Here is an 11,706-nt window from a genome sequence, read left to right as displayed (position 1 = left end):
GCCAGACGAGCCCACTACGCCCGCCGCCTCAACCTCGAATTCCAACCATGATCACGAATGGCGGCTGTCGTACTAGGGCGTCACCAGCGGACACCTGGGGCTCGATCCTGGTCGGCCCATTAACTGCTCCCACCCGATCGACCGGGGCTGGTAGCGTGCGCCGAACATGAAGATCATGGGGGAAGCATCGATGAACCGAACTCGACTCGTCCTGAGTGGCCTGGCCGTCGCGGCGGCGATCGCGATGTCCGGCTGCGATCCGCAGCCCAAGACTGAGGGCACCGCACCATCGCCGTCCACTGTGCCCTCGAGCGCCGCCCCAACCGGCGGTGCGGCCACCACCGCGACCAGCGCCGCGGCCATCGACGCGGTCACAGTGAAGGCCTGCGCCGACATCGAGAAGGACATCAAGGACAACGCGGCCAAGATCACCAAGGCCGAGAAGATCGGCCCGCCAGCCGGGCACTTCGCGGTCAGTGCCCAGTGGGCCGCCGGCTCCGTCGCGATCCTGGCGCACTCGATGGGTGCCAACCAGGCAGTCAGCGCCGCCTCGGAAAAAATCCAGAACGAGATGATGAGCCTGAGCGACGCGTACAACAAGTCCGCCGACGCCAAGCCCAGCAAGAAGGCCCTGGAAGCCGCCATGAAGGAGCTGGACACCGCCTGCTCGGCCGCCTGACCGGTACGACCACGCAATCGGCGGTGACCGTCACCCGGACGGTCACCGCCGATTCGTATGTCCGCGCCGGCCCGCGGCGCCCGGGCCGGCGCCCTCTCGCCACCCGCCACTATCTGCCGGCTTGCTTCGCCGCCTCGCCGTCAGGTCCGGACCCGCTTTCCGGGGCGGGCTTGTAGATCGTCGCGGCGATCTCCGACATCCACGGTTCCGGCGTAACCGCGTCCGACCCGATGACGCGGATCGACGCCATGACGGTGAGCAGCATCCCGGTGGCGAGGAACTCGCGAGTCTCCTCGGCGGTCGCCCCGGTCACGTCCCGGACCAACTGATAGATCCGGCCGAAACAGACGCGTACGGCGGCGCCGATCGTCGGGTCGGAGCTGGCCGCGTACCCGTGCAGCAGCACGGCGAGCAGGTCGTGCTCGGTCAGTAGTTCCTCGTATGCGGTGGCCAAGCTCGGCAGGTCCGCCTGCCGTTCGGCCGCCCGCTGGAACGCCTGCTCGATCCGGCCGGCGGCGTGCTCGACCGTGGCAATGAACAGTCGCTGCTTGGAGCCGAACAACCGGACCACGTACGGCTGCGAGACGCCGGCCAGCCGAGCCACGTCATCGGTGGTGGTGCCGGCGTAACCGGCGGCGGCGAACGCCTTGACCGCCGCGGCCACCAGTTGTTCGCCGCGCTCGCTGGCGGTCAGCCGGGTCCTGGTCATCGGTGCTCCTTCAGAGGGACGTTGACATGTTATCAGTCGATAGTTACTTTGACGGAAGCTTAGTTATCATCGGATAACAACAAGGAGTTCCTGATGCCCGGTGCAGACGCCGTCACCGAGAGCGCCGCCATACTTCCTCCCGGCCCGCCCGACCGGCCCGCCGGCCCATCCCTGGCTGCGGTGCTCGCCGCCGTCGGCGTGCCGATGTTCATGGTCACCTTGGACAATCTCGTCGTGACGACGGCACTGCCGGTGATCAGGACGGAACTCGGCGCCTCCCTGACCGACCTTCAGTGGTTCGTCAACGCGTACACGCTTCCCTTCGCCGCGTTGCTGCTCACCGCCGCCGCGCTCGGCGATCGGATCGGCCGTCGTCGGCTCTTCCTCGCCGGCATCGGCCTGTTCACGTTGGCCTCCGCCACCTGCGCCCTGGCCACCGAACCGTGGATGCTCATCGCCGCCCGGGCAGTCCAGGGAGCGGCCGGAGCGGCCGTGCTGCCGCTGTCGCTCACCCTGCTCGCCGCCGCCGTCCCCGAGCGGCTCCGCAACGCCGCCATCGGAATCTGGGGCGGAATCAGCGGTCTCGGTGTCGCTGTCGGCCCACTGGTCGGCGGAGCGGTGGTCGAAGGGCTGGACTGGACGTGGATCTTTTGGCTCAACGTACCGGTCGGACTGCTCGCCATCGGACTGGCCGCGATCACCCTGCGCGAATCACGTGGCCCGTCGTCCCGGCTGGATCCGGCCGGCCTGGGCCTCTCCACCGGTGGCGTGCTGGCCCTGGTCTGGGCCGTGGTGCACGGCGAGGAGCACGGGTGGACCTCGCCCGGGGTGGTGGCGGCGCTGGTCGGAGGCACCGCGCTGATCTGCGGCTTCCTCTGGTGGGAGCGGCGGACCTCGACCCCGATGCTGCCGCTGCGGCTCTTCCGCTCCCGCACCTTCAGCCTCGTCAACGCGGTGGCGTTCACGTTCTCGGTCGGCGTCTTCGGCTCGGTGTTCCTGCTCGCCCAGTTCTTCCAAGTGGCGCAGGGACTGAGTCCACTGGAGGCAGGGATACGCACGATGCCATGGACCATGGCGCCGATGGTGGTTGCCCCGCTGGCCGGGCTCCTGGTGGGCAGGCTCGGCGTCCGCAACCTGATCGTCGCCGGTCAGGGCGCCCTCGCCATCGCACTCGGCTGGCTCGCCCTGGTCAGTACGGCCGACGTCGCCTACGGCGTGCTCGCCGTGCCACTGGCGCTGGCTGGCATCGGGATGGGACTGACCTTCGCCCCGATCAGCACCGCGACCATGGCCAGCGTTCCGGAAGGCGCCCGGGGCGTCGCCTCCGGCACCAACAACTCCGTCCGCGAACTCGGCGTAGCCGTCGGAGTCGCCGTGCTCGCCTCGGTCTTCGCCGCCCACGGCGGGTACGCCACCGGCACGACCTTCGTGGACGGCCTGAGGCCGGCGGTCGCGGTGGGCGCGGCCGTGGTCGCCCTCGGTGCCGTACTCGCCCTTTGGATACCCCGAACCAGCCCGGTCGACAACTGAACACTGAGCGGAGAGCGCTGAGGGACAACTGTGCGACGACACCGGCACACCGGCACACCCGAAACCCACTGAGCCGGGCGCTCGGGCGAGGCGGATACGACGTTCGTGGTATGTCGACGGGTCCGGCGGTCCGTACAGTCTGGCGGTATGCGGCGTTGGGTCGTGGAGACGATGATCGTGGCGGCCGTGGGCGTGCTGACCGCGTACCGGCTCGCGACGACGCCGGTGGCGCTGGGTGACCGAGCGCCGGACCTGTGGGCGTACGGTGTCGCCACCGTGATGGTGTTCGTGCTGCCCGTTCGACGGCGGTGGCCGGTCGGTGTGCTGATTCTCGTGGGCGGGCTCTACCTGGCCTACCACATCTTCCACTACCCGGGTGGCGCGCCGGCGGTGCCCGCGTGGGTCGCGCTGTACTCCGTCGGTGCGGCGTCGCGGCAGCGCGTGGGTCTCGTCGTCGCGGCCCTGTTCGTGCTCCTGGACGCCCAGGGGCGGGTGGCGGTGGCCGGCGCGAGGCCGTTCGACGCGTCGCTGGACAGCTCGACGGTGGTGTTCGTGGCGGCGTTGCTGCTCGGCGAGGTGGTGCGCGGGCGCCGGACCCAGCTGGCGTTGCTGGCGGCCGACCAGAGTCGGGCCGCCGAGCAGCGGGTCGTCGAGGAGCGTATCCGCATCGCCCGGGAGCTCCACGACGTCACGGCGCACACCTTGGCCGTGGTGTCGGTGCAGGCCGGCGTCGCGGCCGACGTACTGGACGAGGATCCCGCCCAGGCCCGAGCCGCGCTGCGCGAGGTACGCCGGGCCAGCCGCGAGGCGATGGTGGAGTTACGCGCGGCGGTGGGCGTGCTGCGCGACGGCACCCCGGCGGCCGGGCCGGAACCGCCGACGCCCACGCTCGATCGGCTGCCCGCGCTTGCCGAATCGACAGGTGCGGTCGTGACCTGCGATGGCGAGCCGCGCGCGCTGCCGCGGGCCGTGGAAACCACCGCCTACCGCATCGTTCAAGAGGCGGTGACGAACGCGTTGCGGCACGCCGGTGCGGCCCAGATCGAGGTGCGTGTCGGATACCGACCCGACGGACTGTCGGTGACGGTGCGTGACAACGGGCGGGGCGGCGTCCCGGTAGCCGGCAACGGGCTGCGTGGCATGGCCGAGCGCGCCGGTGGGCTGGGCGGGTGGCTTCGAGCGGGGCCGGCCGACGGCGGAGGCTTCGAGGTGCGGGGGTGGCTGCCGGTATGACGATTCGAGTCCTGCTGGCCGACGACCAGACCCTCGTACGCGCGGGCTTCCGGGTCCTGCTGGAGCGGGCGGCGGACATCGAGGTTGTCGCGGAGGCAACTGATGGGGAGGAGGCGATCGCTCTCACCCGAGCGCACCGGCCGGATGTCGTGCTGATGGACATCCGGATGCCGGGCACGGACGGTTTGACGGCCGCCCGGCGCATCCTCGCCGATGCCAGGTTGCCCAACGTACGCGTTGTCGTGCTGACCACCTTCGAGTTGGACGAGTACGTCTTCGCGGCGCTGCAGGCCGGCGCGAGCGGGTTCCTGCTCAAGGATCTGGAGCCGGACGAACTACGTCGGGCGGTACGCGTGGTCGCCGCCGGTGACGCGCTGCTGGCGCCCGCCGTGACCAGACGGCTCATCGCCGCCTTCGCCAGCGGTCCTCCAGTACCGGGCCTCGACAGCCTGACCCCGCGGGAGCGGGAGGTGGTCGGCCTCGTCGCCGACGGCCTGTCGACTGTGGAGGTGGCGGACCGGCTGCGGATGAGCCCGGCCACGGCGAAGACCCACACCAACCGGGCGATGACGAAGCTCGGGGCTCGCGATCGGGCACAGCTCGTCGTGTTCGCGTACCGCAGCGGGCTTGTCGGCCTACCGCGACCGCGGTAGGCCGGCGCCCACCGATGGCAGATCCGGTACGGGTACGCCGCTCGTAGCGTTCCGGTCATGTTTCTTATCCTGGGTCCGGCGTTGAATCTGCTCGCCGGCTTCTTCTGGCAGAACGACACTCAAGGCGTCACCGCCGGCACGATCATCGTGTTGTCGACCGCGTGCTGGCTCATCGGGCTGATCGGGTTGTTCGAGCGGCTGCGGCCCACGGCGCCGAAGTACGTCGCGGTCGGGTTGCCGGTAACTGTGTTCGGCGCGATCGGCGGGGTGGCCTACGGCGTGCAGAGCATTCACGAGGGGCTGTTCGCCGTCTCGCACGCCGATGCGGTCGAACGACTTGGCGAGCACCCCTTCGCCGCCTTCGCGGTGTACTGGACGTGCGGACCGCTGTTTCCCGTCAGCCTGTTCGTCCTGGGCCTCGTGCTGGCCAGGGTGCGCGCGACACCACTTCCGGTCGGCATCATGGTCAGCCTGGGCGCGGTCGTGTTCCCGCTGAGCCGCGTCACCCGGGAGGCGTCCATCGCGCACCTGGCGGACCTGTTCCTGCTGTTGCCGTTCCTCTATCTGGGGCTGCGGTCGATGTCGCGGTCCCACGGCGTACCGGGCCCCCCACCGCCACCGTGACGCCATGGATTCCTAGCACAGCGATCGCCACGGAATCCGGGTCTGCACCGCGAGGTCCTACGCCTGTCGCCGACGTGACCTAGTTGCTGCGTTTGCTGGCGTCGAGGGCGGCCTGCTCCACGCGCTGGCGGTAGTCCAGCCACCATGACTCGCCAGCGGACGGCAGGTTGTCGTACCTGGGTAGCAGCCCGGCCGCGCCGTCGATGAGTTCGCGCACGATGTCAGCGTGGCCGGCGTGCCGTTGTGTCTCCGCGGTGACGTGGACCAAGACGTGGTGCAACGTGGCGGCTGCGTCGCCCCACCAGGGCACGCGGCCGACCTCATCCAGCGGGAGGGCTTCAATTGTGGTGTCGGCGTGGGCGATCGCGCGGCGGTACAGTGCGACGACCTCCTCGCGGGTCTCGTCCGCGGTCGCCCACATGTCGGCATTGATCTCCGCTCCGTCGCCGACGTACGGCAGCTCCTGCTCGAACGGCCGGCCGAACACGACGCCGAAGTAGAGGATCTCCGTGGCTGTCGAGTGCTTCACCAGACCGAGCAGGTTGGTGCCGGTCCGGGTCAACGGACGCCGAATGTCGTATTCGCTGAGACCGTCGAGCTTCCACAGCAGCGCGTCGCGGCCGCCCTTCAAGTAGCTGTGTAGGTCTTCCTTCATGGCGGCACTATGGCACCCGGTTGAGTGTCACGCCGCCCCGACGGCCCTGGCCGGCATCAGTGTCGACCTGATCGAGCTGGGTGGCCGCGACGCACTGCGTTGACCAGGCAGCACACCGTAGTTAGCGTTATCAATTCCATCCACCTTAGAGAGATCGCCACCACGATCGAGGAGGATCAGTTGAGACTGCGACAGCGAAGGCCACGTCTCGGGCCGAGTCGCAAGGGTAGAGGGGTCGCCGTCCTGGCACTGGGTGCGCTTCTTTCGGTCTCGTTCGCGGCGACGCCCTCGCACGCCGCCGAGGAGCAGCTCGACGAGGGTCTGGTGCACCACTTCGCACTCGACGAGACCAGTGGGACGACACTTGTCAACTCGGGTAGCGCGGGCGCGGCGGCGAACGCCACGCTCGTGAATCCCGAGAAGGCGGCCTTGACCGGCGAAGGGGTCAGGTTCAACCCCGACTCCTACGAGAGCGCCCTCGACGGCGCATACGTGGCACTGCCGAACGACATTACCGCCGGCATGTCCAACCTCACCGTCGACTACGACGTGTGGGTCGACCCGGCAAACGTCGGCGAGCACCAGATGTGGGGCTTCGGCCGCAAGTCCGGCTCGTGCGACGCCGACACCGGCGCCGAGGGCTCCATCTTCGCGTCGAACACCCAGCGATTCCGCGTCGCGGTGGGTCCGGCGAACCTCCAACAGAACCGGGTCCGCATGCTCGAGGGAGCGTGGACTCATGTCACCTACACCCAGTCACTGAACTCGAACGGAACGAGCTCGACCGGCAGGCTCTACCTCGACGGCGTGCTGCACGCGACGTCGGCGAACCTGACCACGGCGCCGTCGGTGAACGCCGCGGGGACCAACTGCAACTTCCTCGGTCGCTCGCAGACGTCGGGCCACTACTCGTTCCGCGGAACGATCCGGGACTTCCGCGTGTACGACCGGGCGGTGGGTCTCGACGAGACACTCGTCCTGGCGGAGAAGACCGTCTCCGCTGGGGTCCGCGCCGACGCCGCGGCCATCGACCTCGGCCGGACCACTGCGCTCGTACGCGATATCGCTCTGCCCAAGGTGGGCTCCGTGGCGGGCTCGACCATCACCTGGACGAGTTCGGACCCGTCGGTCGTCGAGGTCAACGCCCCACCAGCCCTCCCCAGCGCACGCAAGGTTGCGGTGACCGGCAGGATCACCCGGCCCGCGCGGGGACAGCCCGACGCGACAGCCACCCTCACGGCGACCGTCCGCAAGGGCGCCCAGAAGGTCACCACACGGGAGATCCCCGTCGTGGTGAAGGCCGAGTTCGACGATGCGCAGGCGGTCGACCGGGACGCCTTCGACCTGACCCTGGACGCCACCGACGGGGTACGCGGAAACCTCGACCTCGCGGCCAGGGGCGAGTTCGGATCCACGATCACCTGGAAGTCGACCACCGGCCTCGTCACCCCGACGGGTGCGGTCAGCCGCCCGGCCTTCGGCCACGAGGATGTCGCCGCCACCCTGACGGCGACCATCACCAAGGGGACGGCCTCGCAGCAGAAGTCGTTCCCGGTGACCATCGCCGCCATGCCGCGGTCCGAGGAGTACGAGCGGTACTTCATGGGGTACTTCAAGGGCGAGGGAATTGCCGACGGCGAGCAGATCATGTTCGCCACCTCCAACGGAAACACCGCCCTGGACTGGACCGGTCTGACCGGAGGTCGGCCGTCGCTCATCTCCCAACTGGGCGACCAGGGGCTTCGTGACCCGCACATCGTCCGCTCACCCGACGGCGACACGTTCTACATGATTGCCACTGACCTGAATTGGTACGACCAGGGTGGATACGCCATCAACGACACCCAGTACATCGAGGTGTTCGAGTCGCACGATCTGGTCAACTGGACCCCTCAGCGGCACGTGAAGGTCGCGCCCGACAACGCGGGCAACGCCTTCGCGCCAGAGTCGCTGTGGGTCGAGGAGATCGGCGCCTACGTCGTGTTCTGGGCGCAGTCACTGTGGAGCGACCCCGTGAACCGCACCGGTCAGGGGAACGCGCAGATGTGGTATGCCACGACGCGAGACTTCCAGACGTTCTCCGCTCCCCGGGTCTGGCAGGATCCGGCCCCGCTGTCGCGGATCGACACGACCGCGATCCGGGTCGGTGACCACTACTACCGGGTGACCAAGAACGAGGCTGGCAACCAGGGCTCGGACATCTTCTCGGAGAAGCACACCGACTTCCTGGACAGCAACATCGACAACTGGACGTTGGTCGCGCCGGCTCTGGGGCGCACGACGTGGGTGGCCAACCAGGGGTACGAGGGGCCGGTCATCTTCAAGGCGAACCCCGGTGACACCTCCTGCCCCGACCAGTTCTACCTCTGGGGTGACCGGTACACGAACGGTGGCGGATACCAGGCCGCGTGTCACGAGAACGTCGAGGCGCCGACCTGGAACGCCAAGGCGATCACGATGACCAACGCGGGTGTCGTTCGTCCGCGTCACGGCACCGTGATTCCGCTGACCGTCCGCGAGTGGAACGATATCCGCGGAATCCCGAACAGCGACGTCACGACCACCACCGAGGTGGCGGTCGAGCCGTACGCGAACGGCGCCCAGACGACCACGGCCACCGTGACAGTCACGGCAGCCGACGGGTTCGAGACCGGCGGTCAGGTGCGGCTCAGCATCGGCTCGTGGTCGAAGATCGCCCACCTCAGCGACGGCACAGCGACGGTCACGCTGCCGACAGGTCTGCCGGCGGGTGCCCGGACGGTCAAGGCCGAGTACCTCGGCTTCGACTACCTGAAAGCGTCGGCCGGTACGGCATCGTTCGGGGTGCCCTCCGGCCCGGCCGCCGTCAAGGTCCAGGCGAAGGCCGCGCCGGCGTCGGTTGTCCGCGGGGGCACGTTCAGATTGAACGTGACTGTTGAGCCGGGCGGGCGCAAGCACCACGCTCCGACCCCGACCGGCGAGGTCACCGTCACCTTCGGCGGCACCGTGCACGTCGTGCCACTTGCGGACGGTAGGGCCGTCGTCGACCTGCCGACCGCCGATCTGCAGCCCGGGGCCTACCGGGTCCACGTTGCCTACTCCGGCAACCCGACCTACCAGCCCCACGCCGCCGATTACCAGAAATTGACAGTACGGAAGCCACACCGGCACCCCTAGCACAGGGAGGAGCGGGCGAGATCTGTTGATCTCGCCCGCTCCCACCGCACGGCCCAGCGACCGGACTATCGAGTGAGCATGCCCTTCTCGACGGCCAGGTTGTAGTTCTCCCCGAAGACGTTCAGTTCGTGGACTCCGACCTTGACGTTCTCGGTCGTACCCAGGACCTTCAGTCTGACTGCGTTCGTCAGCACCCGGTCGAAGGTGACGTAGTCAGCCGTGTACGCGGTGGAGTTCGTACTCTTGTCGACCAAGGGCCGCCACGTGTTGGTGGCGATGTCCTTGTACTCCAGCGTGTACCGCACCGCGTTGTCCTTGGTGAACGCGCGTCCGAGTTCCTTCCACTGGATCTGCGCGGCGGAGATGTGGAAGACGGTCCCGAAGCCCCTGATGTACGTGGGCGCGGTGTCGCCGTCAGCCGGCTCCCACCAGGTGGAGAGGGAGCGGTCGCTTCCGTAGTACGGGTTGCGCCCGGGCGCGTAGCTGCTTGCCCAGTACGCCTGGCTGTTGGTGGCCACATTGTAGAGTCCGGTGTCGTCCCGGCCCGAGATCTTCTTCCCCGGGGCCAGTTGCGGCGTGTTGGACAACTCGCAATCGATCGCTCCCCGTTTCGGACCGGCGGGATTCACGGTGCAGATGTCCATCCCCAGTCGCCGCTCGAAGAACTCCTCGTACGCGATCACATAGGTGTAGAAGAAGACCAGGTTGCCGGACTTGTCGAGTACGAAACTGCCGTGCCCAGCGTTCGGATATACCGAACTCGGGTGGTTGTTTCCGTAGCCGATCGGGTTCTGCTGGGTGACCTTGAACCCGGACAGTGGCTTCTTCGACGTCATCACGCCGGTCGCGTACGTGGTGAACTCCGTACCACCGGACGCGACCGAGAGGTAGTACGTGTCCCCCACCTTGAACAGCTGCGAACCCTCCACGTACCCATGCGTGTAGGTGGCCTTGTTGTCACCGATGTGCTGCCACTCCTGGCGCGGGTCGAAGGTCCACAGCACGACCGGGTCGCTGATGAGTTGCCGAGGATTGTTCGGGTCGAGTTCGGCGCCCATGATCGGCGAGCCGATGTTGTACGTCAGGTACAGCCGACCGTCCGTGTCCGGGAAGAACTGCACGTCGCCAACGCTCAGCGTCTGGCCGCTCGGGCGCAGGAAACTTCCCATGCTGGTCCACGGCCCGGTGGGCGAGTCCGCTTGATAGACCGGCGTGTTGTTGCCGGCCATGTAGAACTTGTCGCCGAGCTGCACGACGGTTGGTGCGACCAGGCCCAGGTTCATCTGATGGGGCGTCCACGTCAGGTAGTCGGTGGTGGACCAGACAGTGCGGTTGTTGTTCGGCGCGCTCTGCATGGCGCCTGACGCGTAGAGATAGATGGTCCCGTCGACGTTCAGCGCGGACCAGTCCGCCCCGGTACGTGCGGAGTTCTCGGATATCCTGGCGAACCCGGCGGTGGATCGGCCCGCGAGAGTCCGCCCGGACGCTGCCGTCCACGTCTCCAGGTTCAAGCTGGCCGGGATTTGCGAAGTGTCTGCGACAAACTCGTCCGTAGGCGGCATCGTCCCGACGATGTTGCGCACGGCCATCCCGGGCAAATTGATCGGGTTGACGTATGTCTGAGCCATGTCGACGCCGGCCAGTGGCACCTTGGCGGACGGGGTTTGAGCCCCGACGCCGGGTGCCGCCGGCGGCGCGGGCTTCTCCGCCGAGGCCGACACGATCGGCGTCAGTTGACCCACGCCCACTCCTACCACGAGAGCAAGGCCAATAGCCGCTAACCCTCGACGTCGATTGCCAGCAGCCCTCTCGACAACCATTAGGTCCCACCTTCCGTCTGGGCGTATTTAGCGCTGACAACGGGGCAGTCCGATGTGACGAATAGGCCGGACTGACGTGGTCAATTGCTGGATGTGAGGCATCATTCGATGGTGATCACGAAGAGTGGGAGAGGGATTTCCGCTCGACCAGTTGGGCTGCCGGCGCACACGCCCATCGACTCGGTCTCGTCCGGCGCGGATCAGCGACCGGTGGCTGTTAGCGCTAACAACGTTTCGGTGATGTTAACGGTGCTATTTGGAGCGTGTCAAGAGCATCAATGCGATGCGACGAGGCTGATCATGGTGTCGGGCTCTTCGGTGGTGCAGGACGGTTGGTGACAGGCGTCGGAGCAGGTCGCCATGCCACGACGAGTCCGCTCTGGCAAGGCGCACGACAACGCATCCGTGCGGAGGCCAGGGCCGCAGCGGGCCTCTGGCACCCCCACGTGACGAGCGTGTACGACTTCGGCGAACACACCGATGCTGCCGGGCGTCAGGTGTCGTACGTGGTGATGGAACTGTTGCCCGGCCAGACCCTGTCGCAGCGGCTTGCCGCCGGTCGCCACCCCACCGGGCGCCGCCGATGCGCCTGCCACCGAGGCACCCACTCCCCGGCAGACTTCCACGGAGCCCGCACCAACTTCAGG

At 67.9% G+C, this 11,706-nt stretch carries 9 protein-coding genes; 6 read left to right on the top strand and 3 right to left on the bottom strand.

Going from position 1 to position 11,706, the window contains the following annotated elements; translation table 11 throughout:
* Positions 1-190 precede the first annotated feature (190 nt).
* On the top strand, positions 191-679 hold the full coding sequence (locus ACLQ29_RS34780) for a hypothetical protein (protein WP_425775607.1): 489 nt from the start codon (positions 191-193) through the stop codon (positions 677-679).
* Between the two features lie 109 nt (positions 680-788).
* Here ACLQ29_RS34780 and ACLQ29_RS34775 read toward each other — a convergent pair whose 3' ends face one another.
* On the bottom strand, positions 789-1,388 hold the full coding sequence (locus ACLQ29_RS34775) for a TetR/AcrR family transcriptional regulator (protein WP_425775606.1): 600 nt from the start codon (positions 1,386-1,388) through the stop codon (positions 789-791).
* Between the two features lie 93 nt (positions 1,389-1,481).
* Between ACLQ29_RS34775 and ACLQ29_RS34770 the strand changes: the two genes are divergently transcribed.
* The 4 genes from ACLQ29_RS34770 (at position 1,482) to ACLQ29_RS34755 (ending at position 5,428) form a co-directional block, all read left to right on the top strand.
* Positions 1,482-2,918: a DHA2 family efflux MFS transporter permease subunit gene (locus ACLQ29_RS34770; protein WP_425775605.1), complete on the top strand. Its 1,437-nt coding sequence runs from the start codon at positions 1,482-1,484 to the stop codon at positions 2,916-2,918.
* Positions 2,919-3,065: 147 nt separating this feature from the next.
* Complete coding sequence (locus tag ACLQ29_RS34765) at positions 3,066-4,151, top strand: sensor histidine kinase (RefSeq protein ID WP_425775604.1); 1,086 nt, start codon at positions 3,066-3,068, stop codon at positions 4,149-4,151.
* On the top strand, positions 4,148-4,804 hold the full coding sequence (locus ACLQ29_RS34760) for a response regulator (RefSeq protein ID WP_425775603.1): 657 nt from the start codon (positions 4,148-4,150) through the stop codon (positions 4,802-4,804). Before ACLQ29_RS34765 ends, ACLQ29_RS34760 begins: the two co-directional genes overlap by 4 nt.
* A 57-nt stretch (positions 4,805-4,861) precedes the next feature.
* Positions 4,862-5,428, top strand: coding sequence for a hypothetical protein (locus ACLQ29_RS34755; protein WP_425775602.1), 567 nt, complete (start codon positions 4,862-4,864; stop codon positions 5,426-5,428).
* A 79-nt stretch (positions 5,429-5,507) separates the two neighbouring features.
* Here ACLQ29_RS34755 and ACLQ29_RS34750 read toward each other — a convergent pair whose 3' ends face one another.
* A complete protein-coding gene (locus ACLQ29_RS34750) occupies positions 5,508-6,083 on the bottom strand; it encodes a DinB family protein (protein WP_425775601.1) in 576 nt (191 codons plus the stop codon).
* A gap of 99 nt (positions 6,084-6,182) precedes the next feature.
* On the opposite strand from ACLQ29_RS34750, the gene ACLQ29_RS34745 reads away from it, so the two are divergent.
* On the top strand, positions 6,183-9,239 hold the full coding sequence (locus ACLQ29_RS34745; protein ID WP_425775600.1) for an immunoglobulin-like domain-containing protein: 3,057 nt from the start codon (positions 6,183-6,185) through the stop codon (positions 9,237-9,239).
* A 65-nt stretch (positions 9,240-9,304) separates the two neighbouring features.
* On the opposite strand, the gene ACLQ29_RS34740 is transcribed toward ACLQ29_RS34745, so the two are convergent.
* On the bottom strand, positions 9,305-10,981 hold the full coding sequence (locus ACLQ29_RS34740; RefSeq protein WP_425775599.1) for a family 43 glycosylhydrolase: 1,677 nt from the start codon (positions 10,979-10,981) through the stop codon (positions 9,305-9,307).
* Between the last annotated feature and the right edge of the window lie 725 nt (positions 10,982-11,706).

Source organism: Micromonospora sp. DT228 (genome assembly GCF_049841595.1).
GTDB lineage: Bacteria > Actinomycetota > Actinomycetes > Mycobacteriales > Micromonosporaceae > Micromonospora.
Note: the sequence above shows the minus strand (reverse complement) of the source record. Positions and strands in the feature narration are given on the sequence as shown.

Coding starts and splice junctions, on each gene's coding strand:
- ACLQ29_RS34750 (WP_425775601.1), bottom strand. CDS start 6,083: ATGAAGGAAGACCTACACAGCTACTTGAAGGGCGGCCGCGACGCGCTG.
- ACLQ29_RS34780 (WP_425775607.1), top strand. CDS start 191: ATGAACCGAACTCGACTCGTCCTGAGTGGCCTGGCCGTCGCGGCGGCG.
- ACLQ29_RS34775 (WP_425775606.1), bottom strand. CDS start 1,388: ATGACCAGGACCCGGCTGACCGCCAGCGAGCGCGGCGAACAACTGGTG.
- ACLQ29_RS34755 (WP_425775602.1), top strand. CDS start 4,862: ATGTTTCTTATCCTGGGTCCGGCGTTGAATCTGCTCGCCGGCTTCTTC.
- ACLQ29_RS34760 (WP_425775603.1), top strand. CDS start 4,148: ATGACGATTCGAGTCCTGCTGGCCGACGACCAGACCCTCGTACGCGCG.
- ACLQ29_RS34765 (WP_425775604.1), top strand. CDS start 3,066: ATGCGGCGTTGGGTCGTGGAGACGATGATCGTGGCGGCCGTGGGCGTG.
- ACLQ29_RS34770 (WP_425775605.1), top strand. CDS start 1,482: ATGCCCGGTGCAGACGCCGTCACCGAGAGCGCCGCCATACTTCCTCCC.